Below are 21022 nucleotides of genomic sequence, written 5' to 3'. Positions count from 1 at the left end.
AAGGAAGGAAAGCCTCAAGAAATATAGAATTATAAATTTGATAGTGAAGGAGTGGCTTGTTGGGATGGAGATATTGAATTTCAAATTTAATAAGCATTTAATAATACGTAAGTGTATAGGAGGATTACTTACCAATGGATAGTTTCTACAAATTCAGAAATTTATTGAGGGAGATTTTCCAATTCGATGCATCTGATTTGGATTTTGGCATTTACAGGATATTAAATTACAAAAAGGAGCAAATAGAGGATTTTATCGAAAACAGGCTTTTTCAAATAGTAGAGGAAGCCTTTAAAGAACACAAGGCTGGTCTTACTAAAGATTTAGAGATGGAATTACAGAGAGCGAAGGTCCAATTAGAAGAGATAGGAAAAGCACTAGGAGAAGAAGTATTTTCGCCTTCAGGGGAAGTAAAGGAAAGGTTTAAAAATACCCCTGCGGGGCATAAATATGCAGAGTTAAAGCGGCAAAAAGACGAAGCTGAAAAGGCTGATGAGATAAAGCTACAAGTTTTTAACGACCTTTACAACTTCTTTTCCCGGTATTATGAAGAAGGAGATTTTGTCCCCCAATACCGCTATTCTATCAAAGGGCACAAATATGCTATCCCCTATAATGGCGAAGAAGTAGCCTTATATTGGGCAAATAAGGATCAGTATTATACAAAAACGGGTCTTTTATTCAGAGATTACACCTTTAAAGTTGATGATTACAAGGTTATTTTCAGGGTAGTTGAAGCAAAGGAAGAGTTGGGTTCAAATAAAGCGACTAAGGAAAGATTTTTCGTATTAGATGATGATAAACCTACCGAATTTCAGGGGAAAGAATTGGTTATTAGATTTCAATATAGAGAGCTTACAGAGGATGAAGTCAAAAAATATAATGTGGCAGGAGGGAGCAACACCTCCAAGCAGCAGAAGGTCAATGAATTTTCTTTTAGCTCAATAGTGAATGAGGTTGCAAAAGTAAATAAGGAAGTTTCTTTATATTTACAAAAAGATAAAAACGAAACCCCTCTACTTAAGTATCATTTGGACCGGTTTACCGGAAAGAATACGAAGGACTATTTTATTCACAAAGATTTAAAGGGATTCTTATCCGGCCAACTGGATTACTATATAAAATCAGAAGTGTTGGACCTTGACACATTGGAAAGAGAAAAGTATTCGAACAAGCATATCATACGGGCGAAAGTGGTAAGGCAAATTGGCGAAGCTATTATAGATTTTCTTGCCCAGATTGAAAACTTCCAAAAGAGGCTATGGGAGAAGAAAAAGTTTGTTTTATCTACGGAATACGTAATAACCCTTGACAGAATAGCAAAATGGGCTGGTGAAGAATTCTTAGAGGAAATCATAGACGAAATTTTAAGCAATGAAAGACAGCTAAAAGAATGGGAAGAATTAGGATTTAGTGAGATAAAGAGTAGAGAAGATTTGATCGAAAAAGAGGATATTGTAGGTAATGAATATAAGAAGCTTCCTATTGACACAAAATATTTTGATAAAGAGTTTAAAGAAAAGCTTTTGGAAAACATAACCCGCAATATAGACTTAGATGAAGCATTGGACGGACTTCTTATAAAAAGCGAAAACTGGCAGGCGTTGAATACGATTTTGGCTAAATATAAAGAGAAGGTGCAGACCATCTACATAGACCCGCCTTTTAACAAGGAACAGGATGCGGATTATCTTTATAATGTGAAATATAAAGATTCTACATGGGTAAGCATATTGGAAAATAGGTTAAAGCTGGCAAGGGATTTGCTGTCGGAAAAAGGAAGTATTTTTATTAGATGTGATTATAATGGGAATATGTATGTTAGACTTTTGATGAATGAGGTTTTTGGAGAGGAGAATTTTAGGAATGAAGTGAATATAAGAAAAACAAATATTCAAGGCCCTATTTATACAAGGTTTAATCCTGCGTTAGAGAGTTTATTTTTATATGCAAAGTCAGAAAAAACTCAAATAATACCGCAGTATAAGAAGCGGGAGAAAGAAGTACAATGGCTTGATATGCACTCTCCAAAAGAAAATCCAAGAATGAATGAGATTTATATAAATGGAAAAAAATTTATAGCTCCAAAAGGTAGGCATTGGACTTTTTCTCAAGAAAAAGTTGATCAATTATTAAAAGAACAACGTATTAGAATAGTGGAAAAAGAGTATATAGATGTTTTTGGAAATAAGCATTATAAAATGCCTCAATATTTGATGAGCGAGTTTGAAGTTATAGATTCAAATTGGACAGATATACCAGGGTATTCCCAAACACAAGGTTTTCCTACCGAAAACTCCGAAATCCTTCTCAAGCGTGTCATAGAATCTACCTCCAACGAAGGCGATCTTGTTATGGATTTCTTCCTTGGCTCTGGCACAACCACATCAGTAGCCCACAAACTCGGCAGAAGGTGGATTGGGGTTGAGATGGGTGAGCATTTCTGGACTGTAATTTTGCCGAGGATGAAAAAGGTATTAGCTTATGATAAATCAGGCATTTCAAAGGAAAATGACGTTAAGGAAAAATATAATAAAAAAAGCTGTGGTGGCTTTTTCAAATACCAAATTTTAGAGCAATATGAAGATACACTAGACAATATTGAATTGAAAGAGAATCAGGAGGTTTTAAAAGTCTTAGAGGATGAATATCTGTTGAAATACTTTTTGGATTATGAGACAAGTGAAAGCCCGTATTTTTTGAATATCGAGAATCTAAAAGACCCCTTTGCATATAGGCTAAAAGTTAACCTTTCGGAAGTTGGAGAGCCGGAAGAAATGGTTGTAGATATACCCGAAACGTTCAATTATCTTCTGGGGCTAAAAATAAAAAAGGTCAAATTTAGAAATAACGATAGAAAAAGATATATGTTTTTATTGGGAGAAAAGGAGAATAAGACGTATGCCGTGGTATGGCGGACTTGCGGCAGTAATTGGACAGAAGAGGATTTCATGAAAGATAAGGAATTTATTAAGAAAGAATTGTCTGAGTGGAAGCCCCATATTGTGTATGTAAACGCTCAAAGCACTTTAACTCCAGATTTTGGCGATTTTGTGGCTGAGATTAATTATATCGAACCCGATTTTAAAAAACTGATGAACTCTGAGGTCAGATGAGAGGCGAGATAATATGGATATGGAAAAATATCTGGTATTAAGCAAATACTTTCTTTCTCTTTTTGGAGTAGAAGATTTCAGGCAGTTACCTTTGAAAAATATAGAAGAACGAATAGACGATGGTGATGAAACTACACCCTTTATGAAAACCTTGATGTCATTGAAAGGTATAAAGTTTTGCAAAGATGATCTACTTCGGTATGACCAGAACATTCAGGAATACGTTAGAAATATAAACCGGTGCCGTGGCAACGTGGTTCTCAAATATTTTCAATACCTGCCTGTTCTTTTTACGGAAATTTTCTTGGACCAGTTGAAAAACAATAAAGTGGAGTTTTTAAATCAGCTGAATGAATTTTTAAATCAATACAGAAATGAAAACGAAATTGACATACCTGATTTTGAATTGAAGGATTTAAACAAACTGGCCTTCTGGATGGCCACCGGTTCCGGGAAAACTCTAATTATGCACATAAATTATATTCAATTTTTGAAATACAGGCCTTTCGAACCTGACAACATACTTTTGATTACTCCTAACGAAGGCCTTTCTAAGCAGCACTTTGATGAACTGCAAAAAAGTGATATTCCATGCAGGATATACGATGGTAATTTAAACAGTGGGTTTCACTTTAAAAATGAGGTGCTAATTATAGAAATAACCAAACTGGTTGATGAGAAAAAAGATGGAGGAATAACCCTTCCAATAAGTGCTTTTGAGGGAAGAAGTCTTATTTTCGTGGATGAAGGACATAAAGGGAAGGCTTCTGAAGATCGGGTATGGGTCGCGCGGAGGGCTAAATTAGCTGAGAATGGTTTTGTGTTTGAATATAGTGCTACATTCGGACAGATTTTGAGCGAAAGGAACAAAGAAATCCTTGAGGAATATTCCAAATCAATCATATTTGATTATTCATACAAATACTTTTACCTCGATGGATATGGTAAGGACTTTTTTGTGATTAATGTTAAAAATTCTGAACAGATTTCGGAAGACCACTTTTCGGAAATTATGTTTGTGGCCAATTTATTGTCTTTTTACGAGCAAGTTATGTTTTATCAGGAAAATAAAAGATTGGCCGAAGAGTACAATTTAGAAAAACCTTTATGGATCTTTGTGGGAACGACAGTTAATAAAGAGGAATCGGACATACTTCAGATTGTTGGCTTTTTAAATAAAGTTATAAAGGAAGAGAACTGGCTTAAAGAAAAGGTAAACACAATCTTAGAAGGAAAAGCGGGACTTAAAAATGATGATGGCGAAGATGTTTTTAAAGAAAAATTTAAGCTGTTGAAGGAAAAAGGTGTTGATTTAAATGATTTGTATAATAGGGTTTTTAACGGAAAAGGCAAATTAAATATATCGGAAATCAAAAATGCAGAAGGAGAATTTGGGCTGAGAGTTGGTGATAATGATTACTTCGGCGTTATAAATGTAGGCGGTAATGATTTTAAAAAAAGGTTAGAAGAAAAAGGATTTGAAATCCAATCAGATTTTATTACCGATTCGCTCTTCGATTACATAAAGCACAAGGCTTCTAATTTGAACATATTGATAGGAGCCAAAAAATTTATTGAAGGATGGGATACGTGGAGAGTTTCTTCCATGGGTCTTTTGAACATAGGGAGTGGCCAGGGACCACAGATTATTCAACTCTTTGGCAGAGGTGTAAGGCTAAAGGGGAAAGATATGTCACTGAAAAGGAGTGGGGATCCAAGAGTTGCAGTATTAGAAACTCTAAACATATTTGGCATCAAGGCGGATTATTTGAGTAGGTTTTTAGAAGCAATTAGAAAAGAAGAAGTCGAATATGAAAACGTTTTAATACCTGTTAAATACCAGCATAAAGAAAAATGGAAGAATTTATATGTGATCGGTAAAAGAGAAGATAAAAAATTTGAAGAAAGTAAAGTTATAATGCTCGAGCCTGATGAAACGGTTCACGTAAGCATTGATTTGACGCCTATAATAAAAGTGTATTCAAAAACAAATAATACCGAAATCGATCTTGATGCAAAAATCGAGCATGATACATTAGATTTAAAGCGTTATACCACGTTTTTAAATTGGGAACGCATCTTTTTTGAGATTACAGAACATAAGAAGTTAAAGAAATACTGGAATTTAGTATTTGATAAGAATAAACTCCGGGAGATTATATCTGCGGAAAACAATTACAAAGTTGTAGTCTATAAAGGAGTTTTTGATAAGCTGGAACATGGTGATATATCAAAGTTGGAAGATATAGCTGTATCGGTTTTAAAAAGATATATTGATGCTTATTACAGGAAAAAGGCAAAAAGGTTTGAGACGGAACAAATTAATAATTACGTGTTAGATGAAAAAACTGGACAATTGATGTTGCCTTTTATATGTAAAGAAAATTCTGTTGGTTATTTAGTACAGATAGACAAGAGAGAAAAAGAATTAATTAAGAAAGTAAAAAAACTGATAAAAGATTTTGAAAAACTGTTAGACGAAAAATATGAATCCGATGTACTGCCCAGGATAGTTTTTGAATCTCATTTGTTTGTGCCGGTTTTGTTAAAGAAAAAAATAAAAAAAGAAGATAAAATAAAATTTACCCCAGAAGGCCTGGTAGAAAGTGAAATAAAATTCCTAAAAGACTTAAGAAAGTTTATAGAAGAAAACAAAGAGAAATTTAAAGACATTGAGACATATTTATTGAGAAATTTTCCAAAAATTGGGGTAGGTTTTCAACTTACATGGGCTGGATTTTATCCTGACTTTGTAATGTGGCTCAAGAAAGGGAATTACCAAATAATAGTTTTTATAGATCCCAAAGGGCTTGAACACGACAAAAGTCTTGACTGTGAAAAAATTGTATTTGCTGGGACAAGAGATGCAGGTGAAGATGTTGTAACTATAAAGACTATCGAAAGAAGGCTAAATAATCCTAATATAAGACTAGAATCTTTTATTTTGTCTGCTACTTCGTATAAAGATCTAGTTGAAAACCTTGCGAAAAAACCGAGTAAAAGTGATTATGAAAAAAATCATGTATTGTTTATTGACGATAATGATTGGTGTGAAAAATTGTTCAATAGTATAACTGTATAACAGTATAGAGTTTAGAAAAGCTATAGCAGCTCAATTAGTTGCAAAAGGCAAAGGTTGCCACGATTGGATTCCTTTATATTTACAAAAAGCCCGAAAATTGATATATGTAAGCGAGCATCTTAAGAGAGGGTAGTTTTTTGAAAGAAGGTGTAAAAATGCCTTTGCCAAAAGAAAATAAAATATATACTTATGCGGATTATATAGCATGGCCGGAAAATGAAAGAGTAGAACCGATTATGGCCAGATTTACTTGATGACATCCCATTCAAGAACCCATCAAAGAAACTTAGTACAGCTTTTCTACCAATTCTTCAATTATCTCAAAGATAAATCGTGTGAAGTGTATATGGCACCTTTTGATGTAAAATTTATTGACGGAAATGAAAAGGACGAGAAGGAAATAAACACTGTAGTTCAGCCCTACATAATCGCCGTGTGCGATGAAGCCAAACTTGATGAGAAAGGATGTACGGGAGCTCGTGATAGATAGTAGAAATTACTTCGTCTTCGACAGCCCAGCAAGATAAACTATATAAATTTAACTTGTACGAAAACACGGGATAAAGGAGAACTGGATAGTAGAGCCCGGAAACAAAATCTTGAATGTGTTTATTTTACAGGAGAACAAAAGATACGGACAGCCTGAAATATATACGCAAGATGACAAAGTAAAAGTTTCTATTTTTAAAGATCTCATAATCGATTTAGAAAATATATTTTAAATAACTTTCCCAGCGAAAATAAGACTTGAATTGAAAACCTTCTACCATTTTTCAATTTCTATTTTTATTGAACATTTACTGATAATATAAAGACTTAAAGCGGGCTTACAAATATAAACTATGCCCGCTTTTTAAATTATTGTAGAAACCTTTTTAAAAAATACTCGATATCCGGAGTTATTATGTTAAAATATATTCAGAAATTTAAATTTAATTTTTATTACCTTTTGCAAGGTGAAAAAAATGGAAGAAAGAGGATTAAAAATAATCCAGGATAATTTGAATGATATTACGCTTGAAGATGTGGATAAAATATACAAAAAATTAGAAAATATCTATAATCAATTATTGTTAAAGCAATACATTGAATTTAAGAAGTGTTTTTGCGGGGGCAATGAAAACTTTCTTATAGAGTTAAAGAAATCCTTTTCAAAAGCTATAGAAATAAATTTAATAGTGTCATTTTTGCTGGAATCCGGTGTAAGATTAATAATTGAGGATTTAGTTGAAGCAAGAAAGCGGAATTGTCCTATCAGTATTATCACTGGAAGGTATTTAAACATTACTCAGCCTTCTGCCCTTTATTTGATAAAAGATAGGTTAGGAGATTATGTAGATTTAAGATTTTTTAAAAATGATAATATTCCGTTTCATCCAAAAGCATATATAATTGAATACGGCGATGGTAGAGGAGATATTTTCATTGGCTCTTCAAACATTTCAGAGTCTGCATTGACTTATGGAATTGAGTGGAATTACAGGATTGAAAAAACCACAGCAATTGGGCAGAGGTTTAAGAAAGGCAAAAAATAAAGATTATTTAACCGTTTTAGACTTTATTGGAAACTATAAAAAAGCATTTATAATTCCCTTTCTTTTAAGCGGTAAAGATTTTGATGTGGAATCCGTTAAAAGAGGAAAGTATACCGTAGATGATTTTGATTTTCCAGATGATTGTGTCATCGACTTTGATTTAAGGTTGATAGATATTTTCAGGAAACAGGCTGAGAAACTTAAAGACATAAAAACCCTGGTCTTTGAAGAGTATTTGAGAATAAAAGAAATGCTGGGTAAACGGCCGAATAGAGTTGAATTTTTCAAATATATTGATGAAAGTGTATATAAAGGCATAAAAAGATTTTCTGATCCCTCAATAAATGTTCTTAAACATTATGTATCCTTTTTAAAAAGCAACAATGAATTAAAGCCTGATGAAGATATTTTATGTAACACAGTTGCTCACGAGTTTATAAAATTTATTGAAAATACAAAGATGACAAAGGTCTACAAAATGCCGCTTTTGCTTGCATTTTACAATAACGGAAACATGAGGTTGAAATTGACTCCCGATGATATTTATATAGTTTTCAAGGAATTTTTTTCAACCCCTTCAAATGCTGTTGATTTGGAGATACACAAAACAAGAAGCGATTATAAATCCTGGGGCATTGAAGAGTACATAAAGTTATCGAGAGAAAATCCCGAAAAATATTTAATTAAAACCAATCCTGAATTTTTCTACAGGGATGGAGATTATTTTTGTCTAAACGAGAAACTAACGCAGTTTATAAAAAATGAATATTTTTTAATGCATTTTAAGGATTCAATAGATTATCGAATAAAGAATTACTACAAGGAGAGATATGAAAAATGGACTCAACAATAAGATATTATGATGAAAATGCAAATACGTTTTTTGAAAATACGAAAGATGCGGATATGAAGGGAGTTTATGAGCTTTTTTTGAAATATTTACCCATGGGGGCTAAAATCCTTGACCTTGGCTGCGGCTCGGGGAGGGACACAAAATATTTTTTGCAAAAAGGTTATGATGTGGTGGCGGCAGACGGTTCTATGGAAATGGTAAAGCTTTCAACGCAGTTTACGGGAAGACAAACCCTTCATCTTACCTTTGACGAAATTAATTTTAATGAAGAATTTGATGGGATATGGGCATGTGCCTCGCTTTTACATGTGACAAGGAGCAAAATTGATTCTATATTTAATAAGATTTATAAAGCTCTAAAAAAGGGCGGAATTTTTTATTCTTCCTTTAAATACGGCAATGGAGAAGAAATAAGAAACGGGAGATTTTTTAATAATTATGATGAAAGTTCTTTATGCGAGCTTTTAAAAAACCATCAGTATTTTTCGATTTTAGAAATAAAAATTACCCGTGATGTGAGAAAAGGCAGAGAAGATGAAAAATGGCTGAATGTAGTTTTAAAAAAGGAGTGAAAAAGCTTGATAAATAAGCCTATTATCGGAATAACTATGGGAGACCCTGTAGGGATTGGTCCGGAAATTGTGGCAAAAGCTTTATCGAAAAAGGAAATATATGAAAAGGTAAATCCTTTGGTGATAGGGTCAAAAAATATAATAGAAAAAGCTATGAGAATTACCCATATAAACATGGATGTTGTTGCAATAAAAGAGGATGAGATAAAAGCCTTGAGGGGAAAGGATTTTTCCTTTGGTAAAGCCTATATATTAGATCTAAACAATATAAGAGAAAATATACCTTTTGGGAAAATTTCAGCCGAGGCGGGAAAGGCCGCTTTTGAGTATATAAAAAAATCTATTGAACTTGCTATGGAGGGGTTAATAGACGGGGTTGCCACCGCTCCGATAAATAAAGAAGCTATTCGCGCTGCGGGAATAAACTTTATCGGCCATACCGAAATATTTGCAGAGCTTACAAAAAGCGAAGATGTTTTGACGATGTTTCAGGTGGATAAACTTCGCATATTTTTCCTTACAAGGCATATATCCTTACTCGATGCTTGTTTTAAAGTAAAGATGGATAATATTTATAAAACTTTAATTGCCTGCAATAAAGCGTTGAAAAATTTAGGGCTTTTAAATGCGACGATAGCGGTAGCTGCCCTGAATCCTCACGGAGGAGACGGCGGGCTTTTTGGCTCGGAAGAGGAGAGGGAGATAATACCTGCAATAAAGAAAGCACGGGAAGAAGGGATAAGGGTGGAAGGGCCGGTACCTGCCGATTCCGTTTTTTATTGGGCAAGGCTTGGCCGATATGATGCGGTATTGTCCCTTTATCACGATCAGGGACATATTGCTGCAAAAACGCTGGATTTTGAAAGAACCGTAAGCGTTACCACTGGGCTGCCGTTTATAAGAACATCGGTGGATCACGGAACCGCTTTTGATATTGCAGGAAAAGGTATTGCAAGCTCTATTAGTATGGAAGAAGCTATAAAAGTTGCGGGGGAATATGCAAAGTTTTTTACCTCACCGTCTTCAAGATTTGATTAATTTTATCTATATTAAATTCTTCAGGGTCAAATGAACCTCCTATCCATTGTAGCATTAATTTATGTTCCGGATGACGAGGGTTTTTTATTGCTTCAAGGAAGTTTTGATATCCCCAGGGGCCTCCTACGTCTTCGGGAGGACAGTTTCTTTTTCCTGCTATGCATAACGGATATCTTATACCTTCTTGGGGTTCAAGTACTTTTTCAACCAATATGCTGTGTTCCCAATTATCGCCAAAATCGTAAATATAGAGGAATTTATCTTTTGGTTCAAAATTCATGTTGCTTAATTTGAACCTTTTAGCATTTTTGAATTCATAATCATCGTAAAGGTCCCAACCATCATCCTTTTCACCTATTACCATATCGCCAATCCTGAATTCATAAAGGTGGTATCCAGACCATCCCATTACATACTGTATAATCGTATTTAGCTTATAAAATGTTATATCATCTTTTACCAAAATCCTCCTCCAAACAGGAGGTTTTATATCTTTAAGGGTTATTTTCATCTGAAGGATTTTCATAATGTTTGCCGCTCCTTCCATCTATTCAATAATAAAATTATAATATTATTATGAGTTCTATAAAATTGCTCAAATTCCTTTTTTAAAAATTTTAAAGTCAGAAAAAAGGATTTTTATAAATTAAAGAAGAAAATATACTGTTAAAGCAGATAAAATCGGAGGAAAAAACAAATGGGAGTTTATAATCAGGATTATTTGAGGATGATAGCTTCACCGGAAGTAGTAAAAAGAGGCATTGCCTATTATGAATCAGGTGCTGTGAAAAACATTAAGTTTGAGGGCGAAATACTTCATGCCGTTGTTAAAGGCAGTGAGGATTATGATGTTTTTTTCGAAATAGAAAATAATTTTATCAAGGATTACAGGTGCTCATGCCCGGCTTATTTTCAATTTGATGGTGCCTGCAAGCATGTGATTGCCGTTTTGTGTCATATTTTTGAAAAAGGGCTGCCGAGAAAGAATGATAACAAACACAAAGATATGAAAGAAGATTATTACATAGAAGATTATGTTTTATTGGAACTATTTAAAAATAGTAATAGCGAAATTAAAAAGCAAGAAGTAAAGGTGGAATACTATTTTGAGTTCAAAAAGTATAATGTACATGATTTTGTATGCAGCATGCACATGCGCATTGGGGATAAACGTTTATATATTTTAAAGGACATCAAAGAGTTTATTAAAAAAATAGAAAATAATCTGCCCTTTAGTTTCGGTAAATTATTTGAATTTAATCCACTTCTTCACGTGTTTTCAAAAGAAGACGCCGAAGTGTTAAAAATTATAAAAGAATTGTATGAGATAGAACAAAGTATAACGATTTATAGTACTCCTAATGTTTTCTTAGACGGAAAATACGTTAATTTAAATTACAATTTTTTAATGAAAGTTGCTAAAGCATTGGGGAATAAACCTGTTAATATGATAAGCCCCTTCGAAAAGGTAATAAGCTTTGAAGTTAACGATTTGCCTTTCAATATTAAAATAGAAAAAAATAATGACGGTATATATGTTAAACCTGAGGGGGAAATGGGATTACCTTTAGATGGGGAAGAAAGAATTATTTTAAAGGACGATAAGGTATATTTGTTAAATAATAATGAACAAGTATTTCCAATCGTTAAAGGGCTTTATTTGAAAGACTGGAATGAGTTAAAATTTACCGGAGAAAATCAACATAAGCTGTTTTCTGTATTACCGCACCTGCAGAAATGTAAAAATATAAAACTTTCCGAAGACCTGAAATATGCGGTAGAAAGGAAACCCCTTAAATTTAAAATGCATATTGAGGGATATAAAAAAGGAATTGCTGTTGATGTTAAGTTTATTTACGGCGAAGAAGAGTTTAATCCCTTTACAAAGGAAAGTTTACAGCATCTTATTGTAAGGGATTATGAAAAAGAAATGTATATTATAAAACTTTTAGGAGATACGGGTTTTTCAATAGAAAGAGGAAGGGCAGTGCTCCAAGATGAGGAAAAACTTTATATTTTTATAAAAGAAGTGCTGCCAAATCTTACTCAAATGGGGGAAGTTTATTATTCGTCCGATATTAAACACCTTTTTTCCATAAAAACCCCGAAAATAAGGTCATCTATAAGTTATTTAAGCGGAAATCTTCTTGAAATAAAAACCGATTTTGAAGACATTGATGTGAGGACGGCAGAGGAGATACTGCATTCTATTAAGGAGAAAAAGAAGTATTTTAGATTGAAAGACGGTTCTTTTATTTCTTTAGAAGAAAACCGTATTAATAAATTGGCTGAGCTTTTGGAGGATGTATCAAAAGAAGATATAGAACAAAACAAGGTAAACCTATCAAAATACCGATTTTTAGGGTTTTTAAACAATGTAAAGGATAAATCAAATCTGTCTATTGAACAAGCAGGAGAGTTTGAAAGGATAATCGAGAATATAGTAAATTCAAAGTATCAAAAGGTAGAACCTCCTGAAAGTTTAAAAGGGATATTAAGGGAATACCAGGTTATCGGGTTTAAATGGCTGAAGATACTTGCCGAAAACGGGCTTGGAGGTATTCTGGCAGATGATATGGGGCTTGGTAAAACCCTTCAGGCGATAAGTTTTTTGCTTTCGGTAAAAGAGTCAAAAATTTCACCGCACACTTCCCTTATAGTTGCCCCTTCAACCTTAATGTTTAACTGGGAAAACGAAATTGCAAGATTTGCGCCTCAATTAAAAACGGCGGTAGTATCCGGGTCAATTTTTGAAAGGAAAAAACTAATAAAAGAACTTAATGAATATGATGTAATAATTACATCGTATCCGCTTTTAAGAAATGACCTCGAATTTTATATCCGTCATAACTTTTACTGTGTTATATTGGACGAAGCCCAGCATATCAAAAATTTTGATTCCCTTAATGCAAAATCGGTTAAAAAATTAAAATCTAATGTGAGGTTTGCTCTTACAGGGACTCCTATAGAAAATTCCCTGGCGGAATTATGGTCAATTTTTGATTTTATAATGCCGGGCTACCTTTATTCTTATAAAAAATTCAATGAATACTACCAAAAGCCTATAATAGAAGGAAATAATAAAGCCTTAGAGGAACTTAAAAAGTTAATATCCCCCTTTATTTTAAGAAGAACTAAGAATGATGTTTTAAAGGAACTGCCGGAAAAAACAGAGACCACCCTTTTGGTTGAAATGACTCCCCAGCAGAAAAAAATCTACCTTTCATATTTAAAAAATATAAAAGGGGAGCTGGAAGAAAGGATAGAGCGGGAAGGTTTTGAAAAAAGCAAAATGCATATTTTTTCAGGGCTTTTAAGATTAAGGCAGATATGCTGCCATCCAGCATTATTTATTGAAAATTATAAAGGAACCAGCGGGAAAATGGAGTTATTGGAGGAATTGTTGCAGGAATTGATGGATAGCGGCAGGAGGGTCTTAATATTTTCTCAATTTACATCTATGCTTTCCTTAATAAGAAAAATGTTGGAAGAAATGAACATTAAATACGCTTATCTTGACGGGAGTACATGTGTTAATGAAAGAAAAAGGATAGTAGATGATTTCAATAACGGCTGCGGACGGGTATTTTTGCTTTCGCTGAAAGCAGGAGGAGTGGGATTAAACCTCACATCAGCGGATATGGTTATACACTTTGACCCCTGGTGGAACCCTGCCGTAGAAAATCAAGCCTCCGACCGGGCTCACAGAATTGGGCAGAAAAACAAGGTGCAGGTTTTCAGGCTTATAACTAAAGGGACCATAGAAGAGAAGATAAATGAATTGCAGATGAAAAAGAAGGACCTTATCAATTCGGTGGTAATCGAAGGCGAGCTTTTCATAAACTCCTTAACCAAGGAAGAGTTGATGGAATTGTTCAGAATTTAGGAGAGCAGAACGCATTTACAAAAGATATGAAAATTGATAATATTAAAGAAACATTATAAGTAGTTTTGAAAGAAGGTGTAAAAAGGCTGGTCAAGTTCGCTCACATTAATGGAAAAAACCATTACTGTCAAGTGAGAAAATTTAGTGTTTTCAAATTACGTTCAATTTCTTTTATCATCTCATAGTGCCTGTCCTGATGTACCAAAACACAATCATAAATTAAAGCCCATGTGCTAATTAAAACATCGGTCAGCGGTACATTGAACCCCTTTCGTCGAAGGATAAAGTTCAAATAGGCAGTTTTTTCCCATAACTCCGGTTTATTATCTAAAATTGTTAACGAATCAAGCTCTTCTTTTAATTCGAAAAATTGTTTTTCGCTTATAGCACCGGATAAAATTTCAATTTTTATTATTGGTGTTATTACAACCCTTTCTTCTAACAATGCTTTTTTCATCCATTGTTGTATATTTATGTCACCATTTCTTTTCAAGCTTTCTATCCATATAGATGTGTCAACAAGATATTTATCTGTCATTTTTACGCATTTCCTCCAAATCTGATTTGTCTATAGTAAGTTCTGTATTTCCGATGCGGTTTGCAAGCTTTTCTAGTTTATACCTCCGTATGAAATCCTCAAGAGCTTTATTTACAGCTTCAGTCATCTTATTAGTTCCCATCAAACGCATAGCTTCTTCTAAAAGTTTTCTATTGACATATAATGTAGTTTTCATTTGCCATCACCTCTTGGCATATATTATATCATAATAATTTGTAACTTAAAATACAAAGTATGGTTCCAGAGATTTCTTTCTTCAATTTCTTCCTGCCAAAGCTTTTTATTAGATTTTAAGTTAGCAAAAGCTTTTGCAGTATTTTCTAATAGAATTTTTCTATGATATTCTTTGATAGCTTTTTCAATTATGCTCTGCATAGATTCTTTGAGTTCTGTAGATAATTTTTTAATTGCTTCATAAGTACTTTTGTCAATTCTAACAGTTGTTGTTTTATTCAATTTTAACACCTTCCTTTTGTAGACTGTAAAATCTACTTTTTAGTATAACATATTTTTATAATAGTTCAAGTGATACAGGTTATTTCTATCTTTTTTTGGGATATTTATTATTTTTAATAACAAAATTTTTAAAACTATGTTAGTTAATATAGTTATAAAAAAAGATCAATGCCTGGGGGAAAAACGATTGGATAAAGAGGCTTTTGAAGAGAAATCTAAGGAATTAAAGGAAATCACAAAAAGCAGCGAATTAAACATGAAAATTTCTGCGGACGATCCATTTACAAAACTCATAGGATATAACGGCAGTTTAAAAACTCAGGTGAAACTTTGCAAATCTGCAGCCTTATAAAGACTTTTTTAAGAAGAATTCCTCTTATAGTAAATATTCCTTCCCTTCACGAAAGGCCGCTGCATGAAAAACTTATGAGAAAACAAATATAGGAGAGGGCGCCTTAAAACGAGAAGCACTGATAATTTATAAGCTATAAATTTATAAGAAATAAGAAAAGCAGAAAAAACGCGATTCTTACTGCCTGCATTACCGGTATTGGCACTGCAAAAAAAATTAAAGATCTTTTAAAAGAATGTTTTGCCAATGAGGATATTGAGATAATACTCTACGATTACGGCAGGCTAAAGGGCAATGGAATTAAAGATTCAATATTTAAAAATTATAATGTCTTTCGATGGCATAATAATTTCTGATGAACCGCCGTATACCGAACGGTACGTACGGTGGTGAGAGAGGACGGTAGGTGAAATAATCACCTACCTCCTACTCGATTCTTCCTTTAAATACGGTGACAAAGAAGAAATTAGAAACGGTAGATTTTTCAACAACTATGATGAAAAGTTCTTCAATGAGCTTTTAAAAAATCACCCGTACTTTTCTGCCCTTGAAATGAAGATTACCTATGATGTTAGAAAAGGCAGAGAAAATGAAAAATGGTTGAATGTGGTTTTAAAAAAATTATGATGCCGTATTGTCCCTTTATCACGATCAGGGGCATATTGCTGCAAAAACGCTGGATTTTGAAAGAACCGTTAGCGTTACTACAGGGTTGCCGTTTAATATGCAAATCTACAAAGAAAAATTTAATGCAAATTGCATGCATTATGACTTTTTGATATACTAATATTAATAAGGACAAAAAGGAGGGATTAGTAATGCCTTTTTTACAGGTGCGTGATTTACCTGAATTTATCTACCAACAAATCAAACAATTGGCAGAAGCCGAGAGGCGAAGTATCGCACAGGAAACAATAATTTTGTTGGAAAAAGCATTAAAATTGGAAAAATCCAATAAAAAACGTCGTAGACTACTTTTTGACCACATAATCCAGGAGACCAATAATGAAAGTTATAAAAATACTTTTGATATAGATCCTGTAAAATTAATACGAGAGGATCGTGAAAGATGATTGTTACAATTGATGTTAGTGCTGCGATTGAAGTTGTGATGGGGCGGCCAAAGCAGAAAAAAATAATAGATATTCTTGAAAAATCTGAATTGATTATAGCCCCATCTCTTTACATATATGAGGCATCTAACGTAATGTGGAAATATAATAGACTTCTGAATTATCCTGTTGATGATTTGCTTCATAAAGTCAGGCATTTGATAGAAATGGTTGATCTGTTTGTAAATGCTGAGGATCTATATGAAGAGGCAATTCCATTAGCATGTAAAATTAAACATCCTACCTATGATATTATGTATTTAATTGTAAGCCGCAGAAAAAATGCTACTTTGGTAACATTAGATTCAAAATTAGTAGATGCTGCTAAGAAATTAGATATTCCTGTGGCAACGATCGATTAAACAACTGCCCTATCTTTTTTTACCTCACAATCTTTGGTTCAAAATTCATATTGCTTAAGTTTGAACTTTGTTTTAGGGAAACTGCTTAAAAACAAATTAAGTATGATGTACACGGTATTATCTGCAGCATGCATATGCACGTTGGGGATAAACGCTTGTATGTTTTAAAAAATAAATAATATACCTTTTAGTTTTGGTAAATTTTTTGAATTTTGAGGTATTCAGCCCGTTGAAAATCAAGCCTCCGACTGGGCTCATAGAATTGGGCAGAAAAACAATGTGCAGGTTTTCAGGCTTATAACTAAAGGGACTATAGAAGAAAAGATAAATGAACTGCAATCGAAAAAGAAAGGCCTTATAAATTCAGTGGTAACCGAAGGTGAGCTTTTCATAAATTCCTTAACCAAGGAGGAAGTAATGGAATTATTTAGGATTTAGGGGAAACACCATTAAGCGCATAGCGTTAATGAAAACGACCATGTTTACAAAAGGTGCGAAAATTGATAATATTAAAGCAAGCATATAAAAAGAAGTAGTTTTTGAAAGAAGGTGTTAAAATGCCTTTGCCAAAAGAAGATAAAATATATACTTATGCGGATTATATAGAATGGCCGGAAAATGAAAGAATAGAACTGATTAATGGCCGGGTTTACTTGATGACTTCTCCTTCAAGAATCCACCAAAAAACCTTAGGGAAAATTTTTTATCAATTCGCTAATTATCTAAAAGATAAATCGTGTGAGGTATATATGGCTCCTTTTGATGTAAGATTCCCTGATGAAAATGAAGAGGACGAAGATAAGCTACATAAGTTTAACTTGTACGAAAAACATGGGGTAAAAGAGTACTGGATAGTAGAACCAGAAAACAAAATCTTAAATGTGTTTATTTTACAGGAGAACAAAAGATACGGACGGCCTGAAATATATACGCAAGATGACAAAGTAAAAGTTTCTATTTTCGAAGATTTGATGAGTGATTTAAAAGATATTTTTTAATAATTTTTAATCATATCGCCAAGACTGAATTTTAAAGATAGTATCCCGATCATCTCATAAATATGCATAATCATGTTTAACTAAAATCCTCTTAAAACATCGGTCACTGGTACATTGAACCCCTTTCGTCGAAGGGTAAAGTTCAAATAGGCAGTTTTTTCCCATAACTCCGGCTGATTATCTAAAACCGTTAGCGAATTAAGTTCCTCTTTTAATTCGAAAAATTGTTTTTCGCTTATAGCACCGGATAAAATTTCGACTTTGATTATTGGTGCTATAACAACTTATTAGTCCCCGTCAAACGCATAGCTTCTTCTAAAAGTTTTCTGTTGACATACAATGTAATTTTCATTAACCATCACCTCTTGACATATATTATATCATAACAGTTTTTTAATTATAATGTGAATATAGTTTAAGGTATATGGCATCTTTGATGTAAGATTTTCCGATGAAAATGAAGAGAAAGTCTTGTAGTATTTTACAGCAATATGTTAGATTTAATGACAAGAAACAAAACGTATTTTATTATATATATCAATTAAATATATATCAATTAACAAAATTTTTAATTCATAGGAATGGAGGAAGAGCTAATTTATGCAAAAGAAAAAACTTAAAAAGCGCTGGACACGTTAAAATCCTATAAATTTCTTGAAACAACGGTCAGGGCTTTTAATGCCCAGGGGATAGAAAGGCTTCTTAGGATCCAATATACGGGAAGCAATGTAAAGGTGAATGGAAGAAATTCGGGGAAATAGTTGGCTCGATTACCCTTGGTGCAGGAAAGCTTCTTTCAACAGGGCTACAGATAGCCCTTTTAAACTGGGTGAGGATGTCGGAGTTTACCGCAGACCGGGCGGGGCTTCTCACCTGTCAGGATCCTAAAGTTGCAGCGACTGCTTTAATGAAGCTTGCGGGAGTGCCACAAAAATATTTTGACCGAATAAGAATAGATGAATTTATAAATCAGGCAAAGGAGTTCGAGGATTACGACTACGATACCTTGGACAAGGTGGCAAAGTATTTGAGCATTATGTGGCAGGACCATCCCTGGACGGTGATGAGAACCTCCGAACTTTTTAAATGGGTGGAAAGCGGAGGATATGGAAGCATTATGAAAAAGTATGTGTTAAAAAGAAAATTGTCATATATATGTTATAATAGTCCTGGAAGATTGCCGTTTTTAATAAACAGATGAAAATTGAATAAATTATCAGTATTTTACAAAGGAGTGGATAAAGTGTATTCCTGTGCTCAATGCACCATTCATTCATGCAGGACAGGGGATATGTCAAGAGCTCCCAAAAACTGTCCCTGCCTTGAGGAAGGCAGGGATGAAATATTGGAGAAATATTTTTTGGAAGAAAACCAAAAGTTGGCTTACTTTTCAGCATTGGTCGAAAGCGAAGGTTACTGCAGGTGGACGAGAATAGAAGAGATAATGGAGTTTTCTCGAAAATGCGGGTTTAAGAATTTGGGATTGGCTTTCTGCATAGGCCTGAGGCAGGAAGCGAAAATGGTGGTCGAAATCTTTACTGCCAACGGCTTTGCAGTGAATTCGGTGGTGTGCAAAAACTGCAGCATCCCCAAAGAGGTTATAAACATAAAAGAAAGCGAGAAAGTGAGGCCTGGAACTTACGAGCCCATGTGCAACCCCATCGGGCAGGCCTTTTTCTTAAACAAGGCCGGGACGGATTTGAACATAATTTTGGGACTTTGCGTCGGCCATGATTCGCTTTTCATCAAATACTCCAAGGCGCCGGTGACCGTGCTGGCGGTCAAGGATAGAGTATTAGGTCATAATCCGCTTGCTGCCATTTACCTTTCAAAGGGATATTATAAAAATAAACTATTCCCTGAAAACACTTAAATCAAATCTTTTCTCTATTACGTAAGTTTAGCCCCGGAAAAAATCAAAGCCGGGGCCTTAATTATAATCCTAAATTATAATCCCAAAAGTATTCTTATTTTTTCCTCTAGTTCATTTAATTTATCTTTTGTTATTATGCCAATTCTTTTTATTAACCTTTCTTTTGAAATTGATCTTATATCTTCAGTTTTTGCATAGGATGATGTATCAAGCCCGCTTTCTTTGGGAAGTATTTCTACATGCAATGGAATATTTTTGTTTTTTGATGTAATAGGAACAACAATAATTAAGTCTGCGGGGCAGGAATTGAATTCATCAACGGAAATTATAATAGCCGGTCTTATACCGTGTTGCTCGTGGCCGCGTGTCGGGTTTAAGTCTACAAGCCATATTTCACCTCTTTTAGGAACCACTTTTATTCCTCCAAGTCTTCCAAAGTATTATCCCAAAGATTTCTTTCTTCTTTTTCTTCCTGCCAAAGCTTTGTATTAGATTTTAAGTTAGCAAACGCTTTTGCAGTATTTTCTAATAGAATTTTTTTATTATATTCTTTCACCGCTTTTTCAATTATACTTTGCATAGATTCTTTAAGTTCGGTTGATAATTTTTTAATTGCTTCATAAGTACTTTTGTCAATTCTTACCGTTGTTGTTTTATTCAATTTTAACACCTTCCTATTGTAGACTATTAAATCTACATTATAGTATAACATATTTTTATTATAGTTCAAGTGATATAGAAGATTCAATATTATATAATTAGTTTTAATTTGTTTATTGTTATTATAATTTTTTTGTAATACAATCTTATTAGAAATACCTCATAAAAGAATTACTTTTTCAAGCTTTAAGGGGGAAAAATAAACTGGGGAAATAGAACCTTATAGAGAAAATTTAAAAAAGATAATTGAAGAAGAAAAACGTGAATTAGAAAATAGGTATAATGAATTTTGGGAAATTGCAAGGAAAATAGCTTCTATACTTAAAGAAAAATACGGTGCAAAAAGGGTATGGGTTTTTGGGTCGCTTACTAAAAAGGAAATGTTCAATCAATGGTCGGATATTGATATGGCTGTAGAAGGAATACCCCATGAGATTTTCTATAAAGCTGTAGGAGAGGCAACATCTATTTCATCCGATTGTAAAGTTGATATAGTGGATATCTCGGATTGCAGTCCTGAACTAATAGAAAATATTCTTTTTTAACCCTTTCTGCAAGGATAAGACAG

Annotated in this window: 20 protein-coding genes and 4 pseudogenes; 18 read left to right on the top strand and 6 right to left on the bottom strand. The window is 33.6% G+C overall.

Translation table 11 applies throughout. The features are described 5' to 3' along the window. Positions 1 to 134 precede the first annotated feature (134 nt). From ACPLVF_RS00880 to pdxA, 7 genes and pseudogenes are all read left to right on the top strand, one after another. Positions 135 to 3116, top strand: a complete 2982-nt coding sequence (locus tag ACPLVF_RS00880) for a site-specific DNA-methyltransferase (protein ID WP_424905933.1) — start codon at positions 135 to 137, stop codon at positions 3114 to 3116. Positions 3117 to 3129: 13 nt separating this feature from the next. Further along, the gene (locus tag ACPLVF_RS00875) at positions 3130 to 6198 is read left to right on the top strand and encodes a DEAD/DEAH box helicase family protein (protein WP_424905932.1); all 3069 of its coding nucleotides are present in this window, start codon (positions 3130 to 3132) and stop codon (positions 6196 to 6198) included. A gap of 155 nt (positions 6199 to 6353) precedes the next feature. Further along, positions 6354 to 6920: pseudogene (locus ACPLVF_RS00870) on the top strand (Uma2 family endonuclease). A 243-nt stretch (positions 6921 to 7163) separates the two neighbouring features. Continuing rightward, positions 7164 to 7733, top strand: a complete 570-nt coding sequence (locus ACPLVF_RS00865; RefSeq protein ID WP_424905931.1) for a phospholipase D-like domain-containing protein — start codon at positions 7164 to 7166, stop codon at positions 7731 to 7733. Continuing rightward, positions 7684 to 8586, top strand: a complete 903-nt coding sequence (locus ACPLVF_RS00860) for a hypothetical protein (RefSeq protein WP_424905930.1) — start codon at positions 7684 to 7686, stop codon at positions 8584 to 8586. Before ACPLVF_RS00865 ends, ACPLVF_RS00860 begins: the two co-directional genes overlap by 50 nt. Then, complete coding sequence (locus ACPLVF_RS00855; protein WP_424905929.1) at positions 8571 to 9158, top strand: class I SAM-dependent methyltransferase; 588 nt, start codon at positions 8571 to 8573, stop codon at positions 9156 to 9158. Before ACPLVF_RS00860 ends, ACPLVF_RS00855 begins: the two co-directional genes overlap by 16 nt. 9 nt (positions 9159 to 9167) lie before the next feature. Then, the gene (pdxA, locus tag ACPLVF_RS00850) at positions 9168 to 10196 is read left to right on the top strand and encodes a 4-hydroxythreonine-4-phosphate dehydrogenase PdxA (RefSeq protein WP_424906015.1); all 1029 of its coding nucleotides are present in this window, start codon (positions 9168 to 9170) and stop codon (positions 10194 to 10196) included. On the opposite strand, the gene ACPLVF_RS00845 is transcribed toward pdxA, so the two are convergent. Then, positions 10168 to 10722, bottom strand: coding sequence for a plasmid pRiA4b ORF-3 family protein (locus ACPLVF_RS00845; protein WP_424905928.1), 555 nt, complete (start codon positions 10720 to 10722; stop codon positions 10168 to 10170). The genes pdxA and ACPLVF_RS00845 overlap by 29 nt on opposite strands. 171 nt (positions 10723 to 10893) lie before the next feature. Between ACPLVF_RS00845 and ACPLVF_RS00840 the strand changes: the two genes are divergently transcribed. Next, the gene (locus ACPLVF_RS00840; protein ID WP_424905927.1) at positions 10894 to 14082 is read left to right on the top strand and encodes an SNF2-related protein; all 3189 of its coding nucleotides are present in this window, start codon (positions 10894 to 10896) and stop codon (positions 14080 to 14082) included. 127 nt (positions 14083 to 14209) lie between these two features. On the opposite strand, the gene vapC is transcribed toward ACPLVF_RS00840, so the two are convergent. Genes vapC through ACPLVF_RS00825 form a run of 3 tightly spaced genes read right to left on the bottom strand, consistent with a single transcriptional unit; the run spans position 14210 to position 15106 of the window. Beyond that, on the bottom strand, positions 14210 to 14620 hold the full coding sequence (gene vapC, locus ACPLVF_RS00835) for a type II toxin-antitoxin system VapC family toxin (protein WP_424905926.1): 411 nt from the start codon (positions 14618 to 14620) through the stop codon (positions 14210 to 14212). Then, the gene (locus tag ACPLVF_RS00830; protein ID WP_424905925.1) at positions 14610 to 14816 is read right to left on the bottom strand and encodes a type II toxin-antitoxin system VapB family antitoxin; all 207 of its coding nucleotides are present in this window, start codon (positions 14814 to 14816) and stop codon (positions 14610 to 14612) included. The genes vapC and ACPLVF_RS00830 overlap by 11 nt, the downstream gene beginning before the upstream one ends. Before the next feature lie 23 nt (positions 14817 to 14839). Then, on the bottom strand, positions 14840 to 15106 hold the full coding sequence (locus ACPLVF_RS00825; RefSeq protein ID WP_424905924.1) for a ribbon-helix-helix protein, CopG family: 267 nt from the start codon (positions 15104 to 15106) through the stop codon (positions 14840 to 14842). Positions 15107 to 15284: 178 nt separating this feature from the next. On the opposite strand from ACPLVF_RS00825, the gene ACPLVF_RS00820 reads away from it, so the two are divergent. The 9 genes and pseudogenes from ACPLVF_RS00820 to ACPLVF_RS00780 all read left to right on the top strand — a co-directional run bounded on the left by ACPLVF_RS00820 (position 15285) and on the right by ACPLVF_RS00780 (position 19794). Next, positions 15285 to 15449, top strand: a complete 165-nt coding sequence (locus ACPLVF_RS00820) for a hypothetical protein (RefSeq protein ID WP_424906021.1) — start codon at positions 15285 to 15287, stop codon at positions 15447 to 15449. 131 nt (positions 15450 to 15580) lie between these two features. Then, a pseudogene (locus tag ACPLVF_RS00815) lies at positions 15581 to 15781 on the top strand (hypothetical protein); the annotation flags it as partial. 290 nt (positions 15782 to 16071) lie between these two features. Next, positions 16072 to 16170, top strand: a pseudogene (locus tag ACPLVF_RS00810) (4-hydroxythreonine-4-phosphate dehydrogenase PdxA); the annotation flags it as partial. A gap of 97 nt (positions 16171 to 16267) precedes the next feature. Next, entirely contained in the window at positions 16268 to 16522 is a 255-nt protein-coding gene (locus tag ACPLVF_RS00805) for a hypothetical protein (protein ID WP_424905922.1), read from the top strand. Further along, entirely contained in the window at positions 16519 to 16923 is a 405-nt protein-coding gene (locus ACPLVF_RS00800) for a type II toxin-antitoxin system VapC family toxin (RefSeq protein WP_424905921.1), read from the top strand. The genes ACPLVF_RS00805 and ACPLVF_RS00800 overlap by 4 nt, the downstream gene beginning before the upstream one ends. Before the next feature lie 228 nt (positions 16924 to 17151). Next, positions 17152 to 17361 (top strand): annotated as a pseudogene (locus tag ACPLVF_RS00795) (hypothetical protein); the annotation flags it as partial. A 119-nt stretch (positions 17362 to 17480) separates the two neighbouring features. After that, positions 17481 to 17921, top strand: a complete 441-nt coding sequence (locus ACPLVF_RS00790; protein WP_424905920.1) for a Uma2 family endonuclease — start codon at positions 17481 to 17483, stop codon at positions 17919 to 17921. A 712-nt stretch (positions 17922 to 18633) separates the two neighbouring features. Then, positions 18634 to 19122 (top strand): M48 family metallopeptidase, encoded by a 489-nt coding sequence (locus tag ACPLVF_RS00785; RefSeq protein WP_424906014.1) that lies wholly within the window; start codon positions 18634 to 18636, stop codon positions 19120 to 19122. A 42-nt stretch (positions 19123 to 19164) separates the two neighbouring features. Further along, positions 19165 to 19794 (top strand): DUF1847 domain-containing protein, encoded by a 630-nt coding sequence (locus tag ACPLVF_RS00780; RefSeq protein WP_424905919.1) that lies wholly within the window; start codon positions 19165 to 19167, stop codon positions 19792 to 19794. A gap of 74 nt (positions 19795 to 19868) precedes the next feature. Here ACPLVF_RS00780 and ACPLVF_RS00775 read toward each other — a convergent pair whose 3' ends face one another. Further along, the gene (locus ACPLVF_RS00775; RefSeq protein WP_424905918.1) at positions 19869 to 20207 is read right to left on the bottom strand and encodes a type II toxin-antitoxin system PemK/MazF family toxin; all 339 of its coding nucleotides are present in this window, start codon (positions 20205 to 20207) and stop codon (positions 19869 to 19871) included. 2 nt (positions 20208 to 20209) lie between these two features. After that, positions 20210 to 20464 carry a CopG family transcriptional regulator gene (locus tag ACPLVF_RS00770; protein WP_424906013.1) on the bottom strand — a complete coding sequence of 85 codons (255 nt, stop codon included), beginning with the start codon at positions 20462 to 20464 and terminating at the stop codon, positions 20210 to 20212. A gap of 202 nt (positions 20465 to 20666) precedes the next feature. Between ACPLVF_RS00770 and ACPLVF_RS00765 the strand changes: the two genes are divergently transcribed. After that, positions 20667 to 20999, top strand: a complete 333-nt coding sequence (locus tag ACPLVF_RS00765) for a nucleotidyltransferase family protein (RefSeq protein ID WP_424906012.1) — start codon at positions 20667 to 20669, stop codon at positions 20997 to 20999. Positions 21000 to 21022 lie beyond the last annotated feature (23 nt).

It is taken from the genome of Thermovenabulum sp. (assembly GCF_049701175.1).
Lineage (GTDB): Bacteria > Bacillota > Thermosediminibacteria > Thermosediminibacterales > Thermosediminibacteraceae > Thermovenabulum.
Note: the sequence above shows the minus strand (reverse complement) of the source record. Positions and strands in the feature narration are given on the sequence as shown.

Excerpts from the sequence above, each read along its gene's own strand:
- ACPLVF_RS00800 (WP_424905921.1), top strand. The coding sequence starts at position 16,519 with ATGATTGTTACAATTGATGTTAGTGCTGCGATTGAAGTTGTGATGGGG.
- ACPLVF_RS00790 (WP_424905920.1), top strand. The coding sequence starts at position 17,481 with ATGCCTTTGCCAAAAGAAGATAAAATATATACTTATGCGGATTATATA.
- ACPLVF_RS00845 (WP_424905928.1), bottom strand. The coding sequence starts at position 10,722 with ATGAAAATCCTTCAGATGAAAATAACCCTTAAAGATATAAAACCTCCT.
- ACPLVF_RS00880 (WP_424905933.1), top strand. The coding sequence starts at position 135 with ATGGATAGTTTCTACAAATTCAGAAATTTATTGAGGGAGATTTTCCAA.
- ACPLVF_RS00830 (WP_424905925.1), bottom strand. The coding sequence starts at position 14,816 with ATGAAAACTACATTATATGTCAATAGAAAACTTTTAGAAGAAGCTATG.
- ACPLVF_RS00840 (WP_424905927.1), top strand. The coding sequence starts at position 10,894 with ATGGGAGTTTATAATCAGGATTATTTGAGGATGATAGCTTCACCGGAA.
- ACPLVF_RS00805 (WP_424905922.1), top strand. The coding sequence starts at position 16,268 with ATGCCTTTTTTACAGGTGCGTGATTTACCTGAATTTATCTACCAACAA.
- ACPLVF_RS00865 (WP_424905931.1), top strand. The coding sequence starts at position 7,164 with ATGGAAGAAAGAGGATTAAAAATAATCCAGGATAATTTGAATGATATT.
- vapC (WP_424905926.1), bottom strand. The coding sequence starts at position 14,620 with ATGACAGATAAATATCTTGTTGACACATCTATATGGATAGAAAGCTTG.
- ACPLVF_RS00855 (WP_424905929.1), top strand. The coding sequence starts at position 8,571 with ATGGACTCAACAATAAGATATTATGATGAAAATGCAAATACGTTTTTT.
- ACPLVF_RS00875 (WP_424905932.1), top strand. The coding sequence starts at position 3,130 with ATGGATATGGAAAAATATCTGGTATTAAGCAAATACTTTCTTTCTCTT.